This window comes from Ruminococcus sp. (assembly GCF_019417665.1).
Classification (GTDB): Bacteria; Bacillota; Clostridia; order Oscillospirales; family Ruminococcaceae; genus Ruminococcus_C.
This window is the reverse complement of record NZ_DXUU01000014.1, coordinates 1-18,967: the sequence shown is the minus strand read 5'-3', so window position 1 is coordinate 18,967 and position 18,967 is coordinate 1. Positions and strand designations below refer to the sequence as shown.

Genomic DNA, 18,967 nt, shown 5'->3' with positions numbered 1-18,967 from the left:
ATATCATTATTGTTATCGCCTTACTTCCTTTTTGGCTTTCCGCCGGGAATGCGTATCAGTTGATCCAGCATTTTTCCCAGCCGGATCTGATCTGCATCTTCTCTCGCTGCATTTTTCTCCGGTGCAGTCACGATCACAGTATAGATCCGGTCGCCTGCCTGCACTATAGTTTTTTCACTCTGTTCCAACATATCCATCGCAGACACCTCCGGAACTATTTTATGCAGCATGATTCTTCCTAAAACATATTCTTAGAACTTGTTCTTATAAAGACAGCGCAGTCAAAAATGCTGCGCTGTCATGACCAGACCTATAAGCCGAGTTCTGTCGTGTGTGATAATTTATCTCGTCTGCGAGTCGCCTCACAGCTCATGCCGCCATTACGCCGCTGCCCACCGGACCGATGTTGCGGCAGCGTGTACCAATAGACGTTGCACCGGATAAGGTTTACATAGCAGTATGGTCTCCCGTACTCTGGTGCGCTCTTACCGCACCTTTCCACCCTTACCGCATTGCTGCGGCGGTATCTCTCTGTTGCACTAGCTCTAGGGTCGCCCCCGGCTGCCGTTAGCAGCTATCCTGCCCTGCGGTGCTCGGACTTTCCTCACAGCTTGCGCTGCGCTATCACACAGTCTGCTCATAGTAGTTAATTATACCGGATTTCTTGGGATTTGTCAAGGGGCGGAATTTGAAATTTCATTCATAAGAGTATTACTATCATTCGAAGTGTATTCGCATCGTTCATACTAAAGGCAATAACGTACAAAGCCGCCCAAGTGTTCCTTTGCGGTGTTGCCTAAAGCGTATCTAGGCACAATAACTTCATATGTAGAAAGGTTTTTACGTAATTTTAAGGAAAAGGCAACCCGATTTGAATGCAAATTTCAAATCGGGATAGTTTTATTTATAGACTTTTTCAATCATACAATCATGTTTTTTCGTATTCTTCTGATAATTGATACCGACCAGCAAAATTTCTCCGGAATAATCTTTCAGACAGTCGGTATACTGCTTTTTCTTGATTTGTTCCAATGCACCCTCTGCAGAGCTGTCATATTTAAGTTCTACAATTATCGCAGAATTACTGTTATTTTTTCTCGGTCGGAAAACCAGATCGGCAACTCCCTTACCGGCAGGCAATTCCCATTCAATCGTATAAGTTTTCCGTGCAGAATAATATGCAAGAGAAATCACACAGGAAAGTGAATTTTCATCGTTGTATTTTAAAATTGACGTATTATCGCTGTGCGCCTTATCTATCAATTCTGCAACCTTTTCTGCATCACAGTTCAGAGTTGATTTCAGAAGTTCATCTGATAATGTCAGTGAATTTGCCACCTCTGACCATCCAATAACCTTAATAGTACTTGCAAACTGTTCTGAAATTTCGTAGTTTGGGATCGATACTTCCTTTGTATAAAAATCATATGTCAGGTATCCGAGATGAACTAAAAGTGTCAGTACATCGTCTTTTGTTTCAAAAGTTACCATGTCATTTGAGAATGTTGTCGTATCTATTACTGCTTTTTGTCCGGCAAGAAGTTCAATGATTGTATCTTTCAAACCGTCAAAATTCATTTCAAAATGTATCAGCTTTTGATATTTTCAGATTACTGAACATTTCTTCCGAATGACATCCACGGCTGTAGTATGCCGTCAGCATATTAGCTGCCATTGATTTTCCAAACCGTCTTGGACGACTTACACAAATGAACTGTTGCTCTGTAAATAACTTCTTATTCGTATATTCTATTAATTGACTTTTGTCAACATAAATTTCAGAGTTGATAGCACGTTGAAAACCAATATTGCTTGGATTTAAATAAATGCCCATATTCAGCGCCTCCGCCCATTCAATATAAGTATATCAGTTTTTTACTTTAAAATCAAGTATTTGCACTTAAAACTTTTTTGAAAATCCAGATATTTAAACTGCTGTTTTATTCCTTGTCGTATCTCATTGAATAGCCGCTGTTATTTTTCTTATTCCGTGCTGCATTCCAAAGTTCTTCGTTTATAATTTGAGGATAGTCGGAATTGCCAAGATAATTTTCATTTGAAAAAACATTATTGATAAAAGGAATATGATATATTTCCAAATGCTTCGATATGTCCGATAATGATTGACCAAGCGAATAAAACCAAATATAAGTTTTACCACTTTTACTTGTTCTTTGACTATGAAATAGACGAATGAAAAAAGTGCCTGTTTGACGACTAATATACAAAAATCATGAAAACGAGCAAAAATATATAGAAAAGTTCAAAAAGAATATCGAGCCTCACACGGCTGCCGCAGCCCCTCTTTTTTTGTACTATTATTCTATTACTGCATACCAGTGGACAAGCTGGATTCGAACCCTAAATAAAATCATAAAATATATCGCATTAGCGTGATATTTTATATATCGTGTTGCATTTCGTGTTGCATTGTACTAAATTATGCTGTTAAAGTACGCGTCTATTTTTTCGTCAACTAGTTTTCGCTCATCTGTAAATGTGTGCTGGTATACTGATTTCAGCGTGCTGTTCGTTGCCCATCCTCCACGCTCCATGGCGTATTTATCCGGGATGCCTAGTGCGAGCATAACAGATGCATTGACGTGCCTCAGGTCGTGGAATGTCATATGTTTCCCGGTTGCATTTTCGATGATTTTTACAAAATGCTGGTATATCGTGCAAGCTGCCAGCTTGACGACATATTCATCCGGTTTCCCCTCCCCTATCATTTGTACCAAATGCTCTGGCAGCACGAGACGCCGTGTGCTGTTATACGTCTTTGTGCTTTCTTTTTCAATGCCGCCGTCCATAGCAATCCTGACGTTTCTCACAGTCAAAACCCCGTCACTTATATCTTTGTAACGTATCCCACGAACCTCTGACATGCGCAGACCAAGCCATATCGCAAGTATTACCGGCAGTTCTACATCCGTGCCACGAACGGCGTCAATGATCTCCTGCGGCTCTGGAAGATCCTTTATCTTGTGTTCTTTTGCTGGGAGTGTTGTTCTGACGTTAAAGTCCGGCATGTACATCCCCAGAGCGGCTGTAAGCAGGCCGTGCGCATTACGGATGGATTTCGGGGACAAGCTGCGTGCAGCTCGATTTACGGATGCCTGAATCATAATGTTTGTCAATTTGTCCAGTGGTACGCCCATAAGGTCCTGAAATTTTGTCTTTCGGATATTACGATATCCTGCGATTGTAGACGGCGACAGAACACCGTCTTTATTATTGATATACCCGTCTATCGCATCCCCTACCGTGATCCCTTTCGGTTTTTCCTTGCGTTTCAGATTGTATTCAGCTGCCAGGAATTCCGCTTCTTTTTTGGTTTCGGCGGTAAAGGATTTGTAGATCCGCTTTCCGTTGTCGTCCGTGCCGACGTAGAGATTCACACGCCAGCTGCCGGACGGCAGTTTTTTCGCTTTTGCCATTGAAATTCCTCCTTGATTTTTTGGGAGGAATATGCTATAATGGGAACATGCTAGGATTCTCAAAATAGCATATTCCTTTGACCGCTTCACTGCGCCAACAGTGAGGCGGTCTTTTATTTAATCCTTAAACGAACTAGCTTCAAACTGCTCTTGTAAATCCATTAGATGCTTGATATTGTTTTTGGTATACAATGCGCCAGTATAATGCTTTGATTTCGGGTCGCCCCGCCAAAAAGAATTCGCTCCCTCAAATGCGCTAACCATAGTATCGAAAAACTTTTCCCAGTTCGTTGCCCTAGCTTTTTCCGTTTTCAGATTTGATGTTTTTTCTTTCATATTAGCGTACGCCCGATCAATAAACACATCTACGTACTTTTCTAAGTTAGAAGTTATGTTTTTAAACGTTTTAGAAGGCTTTTCCGGGTGGAAAATATCGTATTTTTCATAATCAGATAAATTAAGTAAACAGTCAAGCAAAAAATTCATTCTGCCAAAAAACACATCTGGTTTCACTGTCTTATTGACAAGAACTTCGCACTCATGCGCCTGTTTTAGCCGTGTTTTTACATAATCTGCCTCTAACGGCGTCAACTTTTTCTTTCCAAACAGCCCCATATCGTCGCCTCCTTTATTCCGCCCGTTAAGCTATACCGATGCATTAAGCGCCCTCTTTTCTGGTAGATATCACAGTATTTCGTGTTGGTTTCCTACATAGGGACACCATATATTTCAGAAAGACTGTATCCAGTCATATAGAGATGGATGTTGTTATCAACTTCATTATAAAGTTCCCTAGAAATGTAATACAAATCGGCGGATCGATGATTGAAAGCCGCTTTTGCCATTGGTGAGCTGATTCCGAAACACTCTTCGTATTCTTTTGGGCTTGATAGTTTAAAGCCATTAACAAGCTGTATAGGGCATAAAAGATTTCTTGCAAAACAGTTTGCTTCTTTATCAGCTGCCGCATTATCTTCTTTATGGTTTAATTCAGTGTGCCCGAGCTCATGCGCCAGGGTGAAACGAATCGTTTTTTCGTCCTTCCAATCGTTATAATACATGATGAATCTATCGTTATCATAATCTGCCACAGTAAAGCCGTGTTCACTGGAAGCAAAATAATAGGTAAATTCATTGTGCGAAACACCCAACTTTTTAGCAGCGTCCGAGTATGTACGTATTTTTATGTTCGGACGAGTAGAAAGAATATATCCTATATCAACTTCCGGAAATTTATAACTATAATTTCGTAGTACACAATATGCTGCATTTGTTGCTCGTTCATAGTCAGGAAATTCAATCATCAAATTCCTCCTTAAACATCAATCTTGCCATATCTAATAGTTGTTTTCTTTTTTCGGGCGTTAGTTTCTTTGCGTTTCTATTTAAGATAACTAAATTTTCGTCTTGCTCTTCTGCTTGTACTTTTGCGGCATCGTCATAGATCGCTTGTTGTGCTTTATAAGCTGCTTTTGCATCGCCGTTAAAACGGTCTAAAATATCAGTGCGAAGCTCAGAAACGATATCTGGATCATCGTAATCAATAGGATCGTCTTCCCATCCAATAAGATAAGCAGGAGTTGTTCTCAAAATTTTCGATAACGGTTCAAGAACAGTTGTTGGTAACTTCTCTATTTCATTACTCTCATATCTGTAAACAGTGGCTCTGCTTTTATTTAGCACTTCTGCTACTTCGTCAACGGATAGCCCTAGCTCTTCACGACGAGCTTTAATTCTTTCTCCGATAGTCATAAATATCACCTCCAACTAAATCTATTATACCATGCTTTTCGCAAAAATGCAATACTTTTTTTGTGCTTTTCAAAAAAAATCTCAAAAATGAGAAAAAAGGGTTGACAAGCAGATGAAAGTGTGGTATCATGTAATCAGCGAATCGCATTTATGCGACAACAGAGGGGGGGTGATTAGATGGCTGACGTTAGAAAATTGAAGGGAAAAATTGTTGAGAAAGGAGAAACAATAAGCCGCGTCGCAAAAGGTATAGGCGTCAATCCGGCTACGTTCTATCGGAAGTTACAGCAAAATGGCGAGATGTTTACTATTAGAGAAGCTGACGCTATTGTTCGGTATTTAGGCTTAAACGAAGACGAAGCAGTTTCTATTTTTTTTAGCTCAGACGTCGCATAAATGCGACATAATTCCGCAATGCAGAATATGGAGGGTTTACAGATGAACAATTTACAAGTAATTGAAAACGAAGGTCAGCGAGTGCTGACCACCGTACAGATTGCAGAACAGTACGGAACAACAACGGAAAGAATTAAGGATAACTTTAATTCCAACAAAGTACGGTACGCAGAAGGCAAGCATTACTACTGCCTGACCGGAGAAGAATTAAAGGAGTTTAAGAACTTGGTCGGAAATTCCGACGTAGTTGATAAACGTACCCCAAAACTTTACCTCTGGACAGAAAAAGGCGCATTACTCCACGCAAAGAGCCTGAACACAGACAAGGCATGGGCTGTATATGATGAACTGGTAGAAACCTATTTTCGTGTACAGCAGATGCAGACGGCGCTTTCAGATCTGTCCCCACAGTTACAGGTACTTATCAACATGGAGACTCGTCAAAAACAGTTGGAAGCAAAGCAAGCAGAGCAGGATGCTGCGCTCGCTGATATGAACCAGCGTCTTACTAACACCTGCGATGTAATTGCGCTGGACAAGACCTCGTGGCGGCAGGACACAAAGCACCTTATCTCTGAAATCGCTGCTACAACTGGCAGCGGATATGATACCATAGGCGATGTATACAAAGAAGTATACAAGTTGGTGGAATCCCGTGCTGGCGTGGCTTTGAAAACACGGCAGACCAATAAGCGCCGACGTATGGCGGAAGAAGGCGTTTGCAAGTCAAAGCGTGATAAGGTCAGCATTGTGGACATCATCGGAGAGGACAAGAAGCTTATCGAAATATTTATCGCTATCGTTAAGGAAATGGCGGTAAAGTACGGTGTTTGTAAGTGAGGTGTGTCAACCATGGCAAGAAAGCCAAACAAGCCGACAGAAACGCCGATGGACATCGTCGCCGGAAACGTTGCCGGGCTGATGCAGCGCAGGAAAGTCACGCCGCTGGAGATGTGCCAGGTGCTTGGATACGCCCAGGTTCGCACACTCAATGCCAGGATGGATGATTCTTCCCTCTTCACCGGTGCGGATCTGAATCACATCTGCCATTTCTTCGGTGTGACGCTGGAGCAACTGGCGCACGATGGAATGCGCTGAAAGGGGGTGAAACCAATGAGCAGTATTATCGCAGAATACCACCAATCCGTAAAAGAACGAAAATACCGCTACTTATTCGTTTACGAATGCCGTAAAGCGGCGGAGATGATCCAGAAAAAGTCCAAGTTTGACTTCCAGGAAATTGTGATGGCTGCGGGTGCCGGATTCCTCAATCACATTGATTACCACTTGCTGTATCAGCATTTGTATCCTGGATCAATCACGCCATATCTGCGTATCGACATGCCTTCCGCAATGATAATTGTGGAATGGTACGCCAAAAAGCGGCCGATTCCGAAAGAATGGGACACAGAACGCCTGGAGAGCAGCGCTGACTACTATACACAAAAAAAGAGGACTGCTCCGCCTGGCAGGGTTACGTGGACGACATCGTAGAAAAGAATCTGGAGCAATACAGAAAGTTTCTGGAAGAAGAAAAAAAAGAAAACAAGAACTTTAACCGCCGGAGAGCCGGCAGAAAGGTATACCATGAACGAAAAAATACTTCGGCATAAAAGCGTACTCGCTTTTGCTGATGCGGCAAAGACAGTTGAGAGGTACGCGGCAAAGAAAGTGGTCGTCCTGACAAGAATGTACGCTGTTTCATTGATCGATAGCTTTATCGCTGCCTCAGATAAAGCTGATAGTTTTTCCAGACGAATCCGAAAACGGGGAGCACATCTTCCGGAATGGGGTCTGCAAATTGCTGTTGTAAACCCATATGCAGAACAGAAAAGAAAGCTTCACGGAATGCTTGTAACAACAGGTGAAATGCTATTTTACGCTCTATATATCTGGCAGCAGGCAGGTGGCACTTTTCAGGAATTGTGCAATCTGTGTAATATCAGTGAAGAATACGGCAGAAAGTCAATGGAAGGTATTGACGGAGATACATTCCCAAGCATTTTGTTTGTATGCGCTCTTGACTACAAGGATACCGGGGATTGGATCGAATGCACACCTGACGCGCCAATGACGATCTGCATCAAAGAGTATATGCTCGACCAATTGATTCATACAAAACACGGCCAACGTGCAGCGCATGAAGCTCTCGGAAAAGTTTTTCCAAATTTAGAAGGACATGCAATATATCGTATTGTAGATAATGAGGGGAACGTTCACTACGTCGACAATGACGGAGCAGAACTGCCGTTGACCGAAAAGTAAGGGGGGCGTGAACATGACGCTCAACGAATTACTGGCCCTACCATTCAGCGCCGCCGACTGCCCGGTGTTGAAACACATTTACGACTGGAACAACACCGTGCCTGATACACTGGAGTCGCTGCCTAACTTACGAAATCGGGTTGCGATCAACGACTTAAAGTCGTATCTGGACAATAAAAACCCCGCACCGGCGGCAACCGGGAACGGGGCTGAAAGATAGTGTAAAATGTTTACGGATACAGTATAGCATAAATCCGAATAAATGTCAAATGGGTGATACATATGATTTTCCCCTGGGAGACTAAAACTCCCATCCGCTGCCCCTACTGCGGCAGCATCGAAAACGACGGCTGCACCTGTAAATGGTGTTGCAATACAATCAATTTTACGGAGGTAAAACACAATGGAACTCACAATGACACTGACAGTCACCCCGGAGCAGGCAGCGGCGATCGCCAACCTGCTGGCGGATACCGAACTCGCAAACCGGACCGTACAAGCCATGCGGTCTAATACACCAGCACCCGCACCCGCAGCCACACCTATTCCGGCGGCTATCCCCCAGCAGAACCCCGCAGCCCCGCAGACAATGCCGACTGCTGCCCCTGTGCAGCCGTCTCCGGCTTCGGCTGCTATGCCTGTGTCTACGGCGGCACCGACACCTGCTGCGGCGCCTGTAGCCCCTTCTGATGCACCGGTGCAGCAGACACCACCGGCAGCTGGCATTCCTACACAGGTACGCACCTATAGCGTGAACGATCTCGCCATCGCCTGCCGTCCCCTGATGGAAGCCGGGAAGCAGCCAGAGCTGCAAGCCTTGCTGACTGAGTTCGGCGCACCGGCAGGACTTGCATCCGTACCAGAAAACCGCCGGTCGGAATTCGCCGGCAGACTGCGGCAGATGGGAGGGCAGATCTGATGCCAGAGGAACACGCATTCCTTTCCGCATCCGGGGCGCATCGCTGGATAAACTGCACCCCGGCTGCCATGCTGGAAAAGCAGGTCCCGGATAATGCCGGCAGCTATGCCGCAGAGGGAACCCTTGCACACAGCCTGGCGGAACTGAAACTGCGGAAACAGTTTGAGATCATGAAACCATCAGATTACAAGCAACAGCTGGCGGCTATCCAGGCGGACAAGCTGTATCAGCCGGAAATGGACGGCTATACCGATACATATGTAGACCACATCCGCAGCCTGTGCATGGCGTTCCCCGCAATGCCCTACGTGGTCATTGAAAAGCGGCTGGATTTCTCCCACATTGTGCCCGGTGGATTTGGCACCGGCGATTGCGTTATTCTGTACGGCGATACCCTGCATATTTGTGACCTAAAATACGGCAAAGGCGTGCCGGTGTCGGCAGAGAATAATCCACAGCTGCGTCTGTATGCCCTGGGTGCGATACATGAGTACAGCCTGCTGTACGACATCAAGGAAGTGCAGATGCACATTATACAGCCACGGCTTGACAATATCTCCACAGATACCCTGACGGCTGATGCATTGCGGCAGTGGGGCGACAGCGTGAAGCCCCTTGCGGAACAAGCTACAAACGGTACCGGTGAATTCCACGCCGGAGACTGGTGCCGGTTCTGCCGGGCAAAGGCACAGTGCCGGGCACGTGCCGTACAGATGCTGGAGATCGGGGAAAAGCGCAATGATACCCTGTTATCCGATGCAGAGATCGGCGAGATTCTCACGGCAGCGCAGTCCCTGCAAAGCTGGGTAAAGTCTCTGGAAGAGTACGCCGAAAAGCAGCTGATCGCCGGCAAGGAGATCCCCGGCTGGAAGCTTGTGGAGGGTAGATCAAACCGGACTATTACGGACACAGAGGCCGCATTCCAGGTGCTGGAGCAGTCCGGGTATGACGAAGCGCTGCTGTACGAACGGAAACCGCTGAATCTGACAGCGCTGGAGAAATTGTGCGGCAAAAAGCATCTGACGGAGCTGATCGGAAACTACATCGTGAAACCGCCTGGGAAGCCTACTGTGGTACCGACTACGGACAAACGCAGACCATACGCAAAGAAGAAATTAGAAGAAATGTTTGGAGGAAAATAATCATGAGTTTAAGTGCAAATCAGTTTACAACCGACAAGGTAAGACTTTCTTACGTTCACCTGAATCAGCCACACAGCAGCGCACCGGATGGCAGCAACCCGAAGTACAGCGTAACTGTGCTGCTGCCGAAGTCTGACGTTGCCACAAAGGCACGTCTGGATGCAGCATATCAGGCAGCAGTCAATGCCGGTGTTGGCGCAAAGTGGAATGGAGTAATGCCGCCGAAGATCGAAAGCCCGGTCTATGACGGCGACGGCGTGCGCCCCAACGGCGATCCCTTTGGTGCTGAGTGCAAGGGCTGCTGGGTATTCACGGCGGGCAACAAACAGCAGGTGCAGATCGTGGATATCAGCCAGAACCCCATTGTCAACCCCAGCGACATCTACAGCGGCATGTATGCCCGTGTATGCGTATCTTTCTATGCTTATAACTTCTCCGGTAAGCGTGGCATTGGCTGCGGTCTGGAGGCGGTGCAGAAGCTGGAGGACGGCGAACCTCTGGGCGGTCACGTGTCCGCAGCGGATGCTTTTGGAGGCGCAAACGCCTATGCCGGTGCAGCTATGCCGGCGGCTGGCGCACCTGCTGTGCAGCCACAGGGATACACCGCACAGGCACCGAATCCCTATGCGGCGCAGTACCAGCAGCCAGCACCAGCACAGCAGTATGCAGCGGTTGACCCGATCACCGGTCAGCCCATCTACGGCGCGTGAGCCGGCATTTAAGCATCGACATCGAAACCTATAGTAGCGTAGATATCACGAAATCCGGACTGTACAAATATGTGCAGTCCGATGATTTCGAGATACTCTTGTTTGCTTACAGTCTGGACGGTGGCGGTGTAGAGATAGTTGATCTGGCGTGCGGGGAGCAGTTACCAGATCAAATTGTACAGGCGATGTTTGACTCCAATGTGCTGAAACATGCATACAACGCAGCATTTGAGTGGTACTGCCTGTCAAAACACTTTAAGGTTGACCCCATACCGTGGTTATCCCAGTGGCGGTGTACGCAGCTGCATGGGCTGTACTGCGGATACACAAAAGGTCTGGCAGCAACCGGAGAAGCCTTAGGATTACCCCAGGAGAAGCGCAAGCTGGATACAGGCAGCGCATTGATACGAACGTTCAGCACGCCACACAAGCCAACGGCAAGAAACCCGACAAACCGGGTTTTACCCCACCACGAACCGGAGAAATGGCAGTTATTCAAGGAATATTGCGTGCAGGATGTTGTGACAGAAATGGAGATTGAACGGCGGTTATCCGCATTCCCTGTGCCGGAACAGGTACAGCGGGAATGGGAGCTTGACCAGCGCATCAATGTGGCTGGTGTTCGATTGGATATGGATATGGTTGACGGCGCAATTGCGATTGCAGAATCCGTTACAGAAACTTTGATGCAGGAGGCAAGGGGCTTGACCGGACTGGAAAATCCGAACTCTGTTGGGCAGCTGAAAGAATGGGTCAAAGCCCAGACCGGTATCGCCGTCAAATCGTTAGATAAAGAAACGGTTAAAGATATTCTTGCAAAGCCTGATTTGCCCCTAAAAGTGCGGCGTATGCTGGAGCTTCGACAGGAGTTAGGTAAATCGTCGGTCAAGAAATATGAGGCGATGGTAAAAAGTGTGTGCAAAGACGGACGTGTCCGGGGGCTGCTGCGATTCTACGGCGCAAACCGCACAGGTCGATGGGCAGGACAATTCGTGCAAGCACAAAATCTGCCCAGAAACTACATTGAAGATCTAGATCTTGCCCGGCAACTGATAAAAGCACAGGATACAGAGATGATCGCCCTGACCTTCGGCAACGTGCCGGACACGTTGTCCCAGCTGATTCGGACAGCATTCGTTCCGGCGGAGGGAAACAAGTTCGTGGTAGCGGATTTCTCTGCCATTGAAGCACGTGTCATTGCCTGGCTTGCCGGGGAAACCTGGCGGCAAGAGGTATTCCGCACACATGGAAAGATCTACGAAGCGTCAGCATCTGCCATGTTTGGCGTACCCATCGAGAAGATCAAGAAAGGCAATCCAGAATACGCACTGCGGCAGAAAGGCAAGATCGCCGAACTGGCGCTGGGGTACAGTGGAGGTACTCCGGCGATGATCAAAATGGGCGCACTGAAAATGGGTTTGCAGGAAAACGAATTACAGGACATCGTCGATCGGTGGAGAGCATCCAACCCCAACATAAAAAGGTTGTGGACAAAGTTCAATCAAGCTGCGATTCAGACAGTGAAAAACTTTACGCCGGTAGGCGTGAACGGCTGCATATTCCGCCGGGAGGGGGATTTTGCAACAGGACAAGATTTCCTGACAGTGCAGCTGCCGTCCGGGAGAAAACTGTTTTATGTTCATCCATACATCGGGAAAAATCGGTTTGACAGTGACAGTGTTCATTATTTTGGTGTGGGAAAAGATAACAAAAAATTAGTAGACCTGGAGACCTATGGCGGCAAGCTGACGGAGAACATTGTACAAGCGATTGCAAGAGACTGTCTGGCGGTGACGCTCCAGCGGCTGGAGGATGCCGGTTATCAGACAGTGATGCATATCCATGATGAGGCGGTGATCGACTGCCCGGCAGAACGTGCGGATTTGGATGCAGCGTGTGAACTCATGCGGCAGCCGATTCCATGGGCACCGGGGCTGATTCTCAATGCCGCCGGATTCGTGGGAGATTATTACAAGAAAGACTAGGAGGATAACGATGAATTACAATAAATTTTACCGGGAACTGCTGAAAGTGGTTATGAAAGACCTGGAACAGCCGAAGGAACACCGCAAGCCGACAGCGATGTATTCCCTGTCAGGCGATGGGAAACGTATTATGCTCACCTACAACGGGATCTTTGGCTTGATTACAGATCAGGATAAGGTGCCTATTGACATGGGTAGGCTCGGGCATTCAATTACACTTTACAAGAATAACGCTGCGTGGGAATCCGGGGCAGAAGCCATACACCTGACGGATAAGCGGATCGCAAGAGGCAATGATCTGATTGCCGTGTTCGATGATGATAGCCGTGTAAATGCAAAGTTCCTGTCCTTCTTCCCGGACGATGCGACCTTTGCACGGAACGGTTGCACTGTATTTGTTTACGATGGCGGAGAATGGTGCGGCGTGATCATGTGTGTGACATGTGTATGAGAAAAGATGATGGTAAACGAGGAAGATAATGGGGGTGTAGAAAATGGCAGGCCTTAATGACTGGAGCAGATTTTGTGATTACCATCAACACGAAGGAGCGTGCACAACTAGTTGCCCACTATACAAAAAACATTGCGTAATGCATTGGGAGTTTAGTGATGAATCATATGATCAATACGGGTACTACGGCCTACCTGACTATGTTAGGGTGGCTGTAGATGTAATCGGGCCAATCATCGACAAATGGTGTGCTGAGCATCCACAGAAAACTTATGCGCAGGATTTTCTGGAGAAGTTCCCGAATGCGCCGAGTTGTGACGGTATACCGTATGCAAACGCTTGTGACATATACAGGTTTAGCAATGGCCATTGCGATAAAATGGGCGGAAATTGTAAAAAGTGCTGGAACGAGGTGATGCCGGATGCGTAAATACATCATCATGCTAATGGCACTCGCCGTCTTTATGTTGTGGATCGGCTGGCGCACTGCGGATGTGGTGTGCGGCTAAAAATGCAAACAGGTGATACAGAATGCAAAATGATAGAAGAATTACCATAACCATCGGCAGCAGCCGGAAAGCCACCCAGTGGAACGCCCAGCAGATGCTGTGGTCAGAGCTTGTGGCGAAGCTTGCAACGCCGATGCGTGGCACAGAGACACTGGAGGAATATCTGAAGCTGTCGAAGCCTAAGCAGGACAGCCTGAAGGACGTGGGCGGTTTCGTTGCCGGTACGCTGGAGGGTAAGCAGCGCAAGGCGTCCGCAGTGGTCGGCAGAGATGTTGTTACACTGGATATGGATAGCATTGCCCCTGGCGGCACGCAGGAGGTCTTACGGCGCATTGACGGCTTAAACTGCACCTACTGTGTCTACTCCACCCGGAAGCACAGCGAAGCGGCGCCACGTTTGCGTGTGCTGATCCCCCTGTCCCGGACGTGTACAGCGGATGAATACGAGCCGATCGCACGGAAGCTGGCGGAATTCGCTGGAATGAAACAGTGCGACCAGACAACCTTCGAAGCGTCACGGCTCATGTACTGGCCGTCCTGCTGCGCTGACAGTACTTATATCTATACCTACAGCGACAAGTATTTTGCGGATACGGACGGCATTCTGGGCATGTATGCCGACTGGCGTGACGTGAAGCAGTGGCCGGGGCTGACAGCACCAAAAATCCCACGTGGCACAAAACAGGCAGACCCAACGGAGAAGCATGGCGTGGTAGGCGCATTCTGCCGAATCTATGACGTGTACAAGGTTATTGCAGAAATCCTGCCGGACAAGTACATCGTATGTGATACCGGTGACCGTTATACCTATGCCGGCGGTACGACAACAGGCGGTGCGGTGGTCTATGAGGGCGGAAAGTTCCTGTTCTCCCATCACGCACATGACCCGGCAGGCGGCAAGCTGTGCAACGCATTTGACCTGATGCGGCTACATCTGTTCGGCGACAAGGACGACGACGCAAAGCCAGATACGCCGACAAACAAGCTGCCGTCTTATACGGCGGCGTGTGAATATGCGGTTAAGGATGCTGGTGTGGCGCAGCTGATGATGCAGGAACAGTATGCCGTCGCTACAGCGGCATTTGGTACAGCTGTACCGGCAGATAATGCAGACTGGATGCAGCTGCTGGAGGTGGATAGCAATGGAAAATCACGGAAAACAACGGACAACATCCTGATTATCCTGGAAAACGACCCGGGTTTAAAAGGTAAATTTGTCTTTGAGGAATTTTCCAACCGGATCCTTTGCATGGGCGCTTTGCCCTGGGATAATAACCCAGAGACTCGGGATTGGAAAGATAACGATGACGCAGGACTGCGGTACTATCTTGAAAAGGTGTACACAATTACAGGGAAAGCAAGAGTAGACGATGCAATGAGTGTTTGCTGTCACCGGAATAAGATCAATGCCGTACAGGATTACTTGCGAGGACTGCCGGAATGGGACGGTACACCCAGAGTGGAAACCTTATTCATCGAGTATCTGGGTGCGGCAGACTGTATATACACCCGGGCAGTGGCAAGGACGTCCCTGACAGCTGCTGTGGCACGTGCGATGCTGCCCGGTGTCAAGTACGACTATATGCCGGTTCTGGCTGGTCCTCAGGGGCTGGGAAAGTCCACGCTGCTGCGGCTGCTGGCACCGAAATGGTTCAACGACAGCCTGACCACATTTGACGGTAAGGACGCCTACGAAACCATTCAGGGTTCCTGGATCATGGAACTGGCGGAACTAGTGGGCATGTCCAAGGCGGACGACAACAAGATCAAGCAGTTTTTATCCAAGCAGGAAGATATTTTCCGGGAACCCTATGGACGGCGCACCGGGCGATACCCCAGGCGTTGCGTTTTCTTCGGAACGACCAACGAAGAAGAATTCCTGAGAGATCACACGGGAAACCGCCGGTTCTGGCCAGTGGAATGCGGCGTGCAAATGCCGATGAAAAGCGTATTCACGGAGTTGGCAGAGAATGTACCGCAGATCTGGGCGGAAGCGCTGGTCATGTGGCGGAACGGCGAAAAGTTGTATCTGCCGCCGGAGCTGGAGGCATACGCAAAGCAGGCACAGGAAGAACACAGCGAGCACAGCGCAAAGGAAGGCATCATCCGGGACTTCCTGAACCGGGATATTCCTGTGGACTGGGAAAAGCGGTCTTTGGGTGATCGCAAGATGTACTGGTCGGGAGAGTTCGCCAACGACAGGGCAAGGCCGGAGCTGAAACGCCGGGAACGTGTATGTGCTGTTGAGATCTGGTGTGAGGCATTCGGCGGCGAAATCCGCTATTTCAAGCGATCGGATGCGGCAGAGATCAATGCAATTCTTGCAAGGATTCCCGGGTGGGTGAAGTGTAAGTCCAACATCCGGTTTGGCAACGTTTACGGCGCACAAAAGGGTTTTATCAGACTGCAACTATCTGAAAAAGCGCAACCTGTGAACGAAAAATAAATAGTTGCATAGTTGCATTCAAGTTGCGCCTGTAGTTGCATAAAAAATCACGTAAATAAGCCAATATATTATATATTGCAACTATGCAACTTTTATTATATATAAAAATATAAAATAGGGTAAATAGGGGGTTATATAGAAATATATAACATACCTAATACGCCTGATGTATATGTGTATACGTGCGTATATACGGAAGTTTACACCGACGAAAGCGAGGATTGATATGGACGATGAAAAACAAGTGGAGCGCTATCTTTGCCAGTGTGTGCAGCGTGTCGGCGGCAAAGCGTACAAGTGGACATCGCCGGGCTGCTGCGGCGTACCTGACCGCCTGGTATTTCTTCCAGGGGGTGCGATCATCCCGGTAGAAACGAAAGCGCCGGAGCGCAAGGGCAATTTATCCAAGGCGCAGCGGCTGCAAATGATGCGGCTGGCAGAAATGGGCACAATGGTCTATGTGCTGAGTACACGAGAGGAGGTGGACAGGTTCATGCAAAAGCAAATCGCAAAGTATGGACTGACGGAATGAGTAGAATAGAAATGTATTGCGATTTTTGTGGCGTGGAGATATACAGGTATCCTTCGCAGATAAAAAGGCATAATTTTTGCAGTAGAAAATGCCTTGGCGATTTTTCATCAAAACTGAAAAATCCAGAGAAGTATGACGAACTAAAGGATTTATCCGGTGCTTCTGAAAATATGAAGCGCATAAACGGGCGCTTAAATAAACACAGAATGACACTGAGCGTCAGACTTAAAATTAGAAATGCGCATCTTAATTCAGGCGAATCGAAAGCATACGCTAAATATTTGGGTGAGGCAGAGCATCGAGTCGTAGCAGAAAAAATAATGGGTCGTAAGCTAGAAAAGGGCGAAGTTGTGCATCATGTAGATGGCAATAAGCGAAACAACAGTCCGGAAAATCTAATGGTGTTTAGTAGCCAACGGGAGCACGCAAAATGGCACGCTGACCACGATGCGAAAGGGGGGATGCCCTCATGATGTTCAAACCGCATCCCTATCAGCAATACTGCATCGACCGGATTATCTCCGATCGGGCGCTGGGATTGTTTTTGGACATGGGTTAGGCCTAGGAAAAACTGTGATCACCCTGACCGCCGTGCAGGAACTGATCTACAACCGGCTGCAGGTTTGCAAGTGCCTGATCATTGCCCCGAAGAAAGTTGCCGAAGCCACCTGGAACACGGAAGCGGCAAAGTGGGATCACTTGAAGCATCTGCGGTTTTCCATGATCCTGGGCAGCACCCAGAAGCGGATCCGGGCGGCGTGCAGTGCAGCAGATATTTACATCACGAACCGGGAGAATGTGGTCTGGCTGGTGGATTATTTCAAAAATGCCTGGCCGTTTGACATGATCGTCATTGACGAAAGCAGCAGCTTCAAATCCAACAAAGCGAAGCGGTTCAAATCCCTGACCTGGATCCGACCACATGTACAGCGGTTGGTGGAGCTGACTGGTACACCGGCGCCAAACAGCATTCAGGACTTGTGGGCGCAGCTGTACTTACTGGATGGCGGCATCCGTCTGGGGCGGACGATCACCGGGTTCCGGGAAATGTATTTCAACAGCAACACCCACGGCGGGCACTTCACCACATACGAAGCCAAAGCGGATGCCCAGAAAGCCATACAGGACAAGATCAGCGACATCTGTATCAGCATGAAAGCCGAGGATTATTTGCAGCTGCCGGAGCTGGTGTACGATACCATTCCGGTACAGCTGGACAGCAAGGCGATGAAGGCATACAAGCAGATGGAAAAGGAAATGCTGTTGGAGATCGATGAAACGACCATTGATGCTGGATCGGCGGCGGCGCTGTCCAACAAGCTGCTGCAGCTTTGCAACGGCGCCGTGTACGACGAGAAACGCCGGGCGGTAGAAATCCACACGTGCAAGCTGGAAGCCTTCAGCGAGCTGCTGGAGCAGCTTCACGGGGCGCCGGCGCTGGTGTTCTACAATTTCCAGCATGATATGTCTAGGATCATCAACCTTCTGGCGAAGTCCGGGGTGCGTGTCCGGGTGCTGCAAAACGCAAAGGATGCTGCCGACTGGAACGCCCGGCAGATTGACATCCTGTTGGCGCATCCGGCATCCTGCGCATACGGACTGAATCTACAGCAGGGCGGAAACCACGTGATTTGGTTCGGGCTGAACTGGTCCCTGGAGCTGTACCAGCAGGCTAACAAACGGCTGCATCGTCAGGGGCAGACGGCTACGGTCTTTGTACACCAGCTTGCAGTGACCGGCACCCGGGATGAGGATGTTCTGGCGGCGTTACAGGACAAGAACGCCACGCAGGACGACCTGATCGACAGCCTGAAAGCGAGAATACGCAAAGCCAAGGAGGAATTGAAGTGACGAAAGATGATCTTATAAACTGCCGGAAAGCAGCTGAAAAGCTGCACAAGCTACAGCATGAACTTGTCGTAATGAGAAAAAGTGCTGGTTCACTTCGCGGCGTTACATATTCCGATATGCCTCGAGAGAGAGGCGAGCCACTTTCACCGGAACAAGCGCACGTGGAAAGGTGCGAGGAAAAATATACGGAGATCAGAGCCGCAGAAGTTGCTTGGCAATGGAGAAAAAATCTAATCGTTAAGGAAATGCGAGAATGCGGATTGACAAGACTGCAAAAAGAATTGATCTCAGGTTATTACATCTATGGTTTGAGAGACTGGGATACTGTAAACAAGAGATGCGGTGTTAATCTGGAACAGTCAAAATATCAAGTACGGCTTGCACTTGAAAAACTTTTCAAAAGCACTTGACTTTCACCATCAACATGTGGTAAAATAGTATTATCAGATATTATGCCAGTCGGTAACTGCCGGCTGGCTTTTTTTATGCTCAAACGGAGGTGAGGACGGTGAAGCATTATGCTGACAGAGCAACGTAAACGATTCGTAGAAGAATATGTCAAACTCAGATGC

General features: G+C 48.0%; 23 protein-coding genes and 1 other RNA gene. 16 read left to right on the top strand and 8 right to left on the bottom strand.

Annotated features, from left to right (window positions below):
• Positions 1-20: 20 nt before the first annotated feature.
• The 8 genes from QZ375_RS05430 to QZ375_RS05400 form a co-directional block, all read right to left on the bottom strand.
• Positions 21-230 carry a hypothetical protein gene (locus QZ375_RS05430; RefSeq protein WP_295216432.1) on the bottom strand — a complete coding sequence of 70 codons (210 nt, stop codon included), beginning with the start codon at positions 228-230 and terminating at the stop codon, positions 21-23.
• A gap of 67 nt (positions 231-297) precedes the next feature.
• Positions 298-640, bottom strand: an RNA gene (rnpB, locus tag QZ375_RS05425) — RNase P RNA component class A.
• A 260-nt stretch (positions 641-900) separates the two neighbouring features.
• Positions 901-1,563: a PD-(D/E)XK nuclease domain-containing protein gene (locus QZ375_RS05420; RefSeq protein WP_365728395.1), complete on the bottom strand. Its 663-nt coding sequence runs from the start codon at positions 1,561-1,563 to the stop codon at positions 901-903.
• 16 nt (positions 1,564-1,579) lie between these two features.
• Positions 1,580-1,834, bottom strand: coding sequence for an AAA family ATPase (locus QZ375_RS14245; RefSeq protein ID WP_365728393.1), 255 nt, complete (start codon positions 1,832-1,834; stop codon positions 1,580-1,582).
• Positions 1,835-2,435: 601 nt separating this feature from the next.
• Positions 2,436-3,437 carry a site-specific integrase gene (locus QZ375_RS05415; protein ID WP_295216429.1) on the bottom strand — a complete coding sequence of 334 codons (1,002 nt, stop codon included), beginning with the start codon at positions 3,435-3,437 and terminating at the stop codon, positions 2,436-2,438.
• A gap of 117 nt (positions 3,438-3,554) precedes the next feature.
• Positions 3,555-4,052, bottom strand: coding sequence for a hypothetical protein (locus QZ375_RS05410; protein WP_295216427.1), 498 nt, complete (start codon positions 4,050-4,052; stop codon positions 3,555-3,557).
• A gap of 92 nt (positions 4,053-4,144) precedes the next feature.
• Entirely contained in the window at positions 4,145-4,741 is a 597-nt protein-coding gene (locus tag QZ375_RS05405; protein WP_295216424.1) for an ImmA/IrrE family metallo-endopeptidase, read from the bottom strand.
• Positions 4,734-5,189, bottom strand: a complete 456-nt coding sequence (locus QZ375_RS05400) for a helix-turn-helix transcriptional regulator (RefSeq protein WP_295216421.1) — start codon at positions 5,187-5,189, stop codon at positions 4,734-4,736. The genes QZ375_RS05405 and QZ375_RS05400 overlap by 8 nt, the downstream gene beginning before the upstream one ends.
• A 177-nt stretch (positions 5,190-5,366) precedes the next feature.
• Between QZ375_RS05400 and QZ375_RS05395 the strand changes: the two genes are divergently transcribed.
• From QZ375_RS05395 to QZ375_RS05320, 16 genes are all read left to right on the top strand, one after another.
• A complete protein-coding gene (locus tag QZ375_RS05395) occupies positions 5,367-5,585 on the top strand; it encodes a helix-turn-helix transcriptional regulator (protein WP_295216418.1) in 219 nt (72 codons plus the stop codon).
• Positions 5,586-5,627: 42 nt separating this feature from the next.
• The gene (locus QZ375_RS05390) at positions 5,628-6,425 is read left to right on the top strand and encodes an ORF6N domain-containing protein (protein WP_295216416.1); all 798 of its coding nucleotides are present in this window, start codon (positions 5,628-5,630) and stop codon (positions 6,423-6,425) included.
• Between the two features lie 12 nt (positions 6,426-6,437).
• Complete coding sequence (locus QZ375_RS05385) at positions 6,438-6,683, top strand: hypothetical protein (protein WP_295216414.1); 246 nt, start codon at positions 6,438-6,440, stop codon at positions 6,681-6,683.
• A gap of 15 nt (positions 6,684-6,698) precedes the next feature.
• Positions 6,699-7,079, top strand: a complete 381-nt coding sequence (locus tag QZ375_RS05380) for a hypothetical protein (protein ID WP_295216411.1) — start codon at positions 6,699-6,701, stop codon at positions 7,077-7,079.
• A gap of 93 nt (positions 7,080-7,172) precedes the next feature.
• Entirely contained in the window at positions 7,173-7,850 is a 678-nt protein-coding gene (locus QZ375_RS05375) for a hypothetical protein (RefSeq protein ID WP_295216408.1), read from the top strand.
• Between the two features lie 13 nt (positions 7,851-7,863).
• Entirely contained in the window at positions 7,864-8,070 is a 207-nt protein-coding gene (locus QZ375_RS05370) for a hypothetical protein (protein WP_295216406.1), read from the top strand.
• A 183-nt stretch (positions 8,071-8,253) separates the two neighbouring features.
• Positions 8,254-8,769 carry a hypothetical protein gene (locus QZ375_RS05365; protein ID WP_295216404.1) on the top strand — a complete coding sequence of 172 codons (516 nt, stop codon included), beginning with the start codon at positions 8,254-8,256 and terminating at the stop codon, positions 8,767-8,769.
• Positions 8,769-9,911: a DUF2800 domain-containing protein gene (locus QZ375_RS05360; RefSeq protein ID WP_295216402.1), complete on the top strand. Its 1,143-nt coding sequence runs from the start codon at positions 8,769-8,771 to the stop codon at positions 9,909-9,911. The genes QZ375_RS05365 and QZ375_RS05360 overlap by 1 nt, the downstream gene beginning before the upstream one ends.
• 2 nt (positions 9,912-9,913) lie before the next feature.
• On the top strand, positions 9,914-10,621 hold the full coding sequence (locus QZ375_RS05355) for a DUF2815 family protein (RefSeq protein WP_295216399.1): 708 nt from the start codon (positions 9,914-9,916) through the stop codon (positions 10,619-10,621).
• Positions 10,618-12,606, top strand: a complete 1,989-nt coding sequence (locus tag QZ375_RS05350) for a DNA polymerase (RefSeq protein WP_295216396.1) — start codon at positions 10,618-10,620, stop codon at positions 12,604-12,606. Before QZ375_RS05355 ends, QZ375_RS05350 begins: the two co-directional genes overlap by 4 nt.
• 10 nt (positions 12,607-12,616) lie before the next feature.
• Positions 12,617-13,057, top strand: coding sequence for a hypothetical protein (locus QZ375_RS05345; RefSeq protein ID WP_295216393.1), 441 nt, complete (start codon positions 12,617-12,619; stop codon positions 13,055-13,057).
• Positions 13,058-13,588: 531 nt separating this feature from the next.
• On the top strand, positions 13,589-16,012 hold the full coding sequence (locus tag QZ375_RS05340) for a virulence-associated E family protein (protein ID WP_295216390.1): 2,424 nt from the start codon (positions 13,589-13,591) through the stop codon (positions 16,010-16,012).
• A 226-nt stretch (positions 16,013-16,238) separates the two neighbouring features.
• On the top strand, positions 16,239-16,544 hold the full coding sequence (locus tag QZ375_RS05335) for a VRR-NUC domain-containing protein (protein ID WP_295216365.1): 306 nt from the start codon (positions 16,239-16,241) through the stop codon (positions 16,542-16,544).
• Complete coding sequence (locus tag QZ375_RS05330) at positions 16,541-17,017, top strand: HNH endonuclease (protein ID WP_295216362.1); 477 nt, start codon at positions 16,541-16,543, stop codon at positions 17,015-17,017. The genes QZ375_RS05335 and QZ375_RS05330 overlap by 4 nt, the downstream gene beginning before the upstream one ends.
• Positions 17,018-17,117: 100 nt before the next feature.
• A complete protein-coding gene (locus tag QZ375_RS05325) occupies positions 17,118-18,395 on the top strand; it encodes a DEAD/DEAH box helicase (RefSeq protein ID WP_365728386.1) in 1,278 nt (425 codons plus the stop codon).
• Positions 18,392-18,805, top strand: a complete 414-nt coding sequence (locus QZ375_RS05320; protein WP_295216355.1) for a hypothetical protein — start codon at positions 18,392-18,394, stop codon at positions 18,803-18,805. Before QZ375_RS05325 ends, QZ375_RS05320 begins: the two co-directional genes overlap by 4 nt.
• Positions 18,806-18,967 lie beyond the last annotated feature (162 nt).

What these genes read in the sequence shown, in the direction of transcription:
- QZ375_RS05430 (WP_295216432.1), bottom strand. Translation starts at nt 230, where the DNA reads ATGCTGCATAAAATAGTTCCGGAGGTGTCTGCGATGGATATGTTGGAA.
- QZ375_RS14245 (WP_365728393.1), bottom strand. Translation starts at nt 1,834, where the DNA reads ATGGGCATTTATTTAAATCCAAGCAATATTGGTTTTCAACGTGCTATC.
- QZ375_RS05415 (WP_295216429.1), bottom strand. Translation starts at nt 3,437, where the DNA reads ATGGCAAAAGCGAAAAAACTGCCGTCCGGCAGCTGGCGTGTGAATCTC.
- QZ375_RS05410 (WP_295216427.1), bottom strand. Translation starts at nt 4,052, where the DNA reads ATGGGGCTGTTTGGAAAGAAAAAGTTGACGCCGTTAGAGGCAGATTAT.
- QZ375_RS05405 (WP_295216424.1), bottom strand. Translation starts at nt 4,741, where the DNA reads ATGATTGAATTTCCTGACTATGAACGAGCAACAAATGCAGCATATTGT.
- QZ375_RS05400 (WP_295216421.1), bottom strand. Translation starts at nt 5,189, where the DNA reads ATGACTATCGGAGAAAGAATTAAAGCTCGTCGTGAAGAGCTAGGGCTA.
- QZ375_RS05395 (WP_295216418.1), top strand. Translation starts at nt 5,367, where the DNA reads ATGGCTGACGTTAGAAAATTGAAGGGAAAAATTGTTGAGAAAGGAGAA.
- QZ375_RS05390 (WP_295216416.1), top strand. Translation starts at nt 5,628, where the DNA reads ATGAACAATTTACAAGTAATTGAAAACGAAGGTCAGCGAGTGCTGACC.
- QZ375_RS05385 (WP_295216414.1), top strand. Translation starts at nt 6,438, where the DNA reads ATGGCAAGAAAGCCAAACAAGCCGACAGAAACGCCGATGGACATCGTC.
- QZ375_RS05380 (WP_295216411.1), top strand. Translation starts at nt 6,699, where the DNA reads ATGAGCAGTATTATCGCAGAATACCACCAATCCGTAAAAGAACGAAAA.
- QZ375_RS05375 (WP_295216408.1), top strand. Translation starts at nt 7,173, where the DNA reads ATGAACGAAAAAATACTTCGGCATAAAAGCGTACTCGCTTTTGCTGAT.
- QZ375_RS05370 (WP_295216406.1), top strand. Translation starts at nt 7,864, where the DNA reads ATGACGCTCAACGAATTACTGGCCCTACCATTCAGCGCCGCCGACTGC.
- QZ375_RS05365 (WP_295216404.1), top strand. Translation starts at nt 8,254, where the DNA reads ATGGAACTCACAATGACACTGACAGTCACCCCGGAGCAGGCAGCGGCG.
- QZ375_RS05360 (WP_295216402.1), top strand. Translation starts at nt 8,769, where the DNA reads ATGCCAGAGGAACACGCATTCCTTTCCGCATCCGGGGCGCATCGCTGG.
- QZ375_RS05355 (WP_295216399.1), top strand. Translation starts at nt 9,914, where the DNA reads ATGAGTTTAAGTGCAAATCAGTTTACAACCGACAAGGTAAGACTTTCT.
- QZ375_RS05345 (WP_295216393.1), top strand. Translation starts at nt 12,617, where the DNA reads ATGAATTACAATAAATTTTACCGGGAACTGCTGAAAGTGGTTATGAAA.
- QZ375_RS05340 (WP_295216390.1), top strand. Translation starts at nt 13,589, where the DNA reads ATGCAAAATGATAGAAGAATTACCATAACCATCGGCAGCAGCCGGAAA.
- QZ375_RS05335 (WP_295216365.1), top strand. Translation starts at nt 16,239, where the DNA reads ATGGACGATGAAAAACAAGTGGAGCGCTATCTTTGCCAGTGTGTGCAG.
- QZ375_RS05330 (WP_295216362.1), top strand. Translation starts at nt 16,541, where the DNA reads ATGAGTAGAATAGAAATGTATTGCGATTTTTGTGGCGTGGAGATATAC.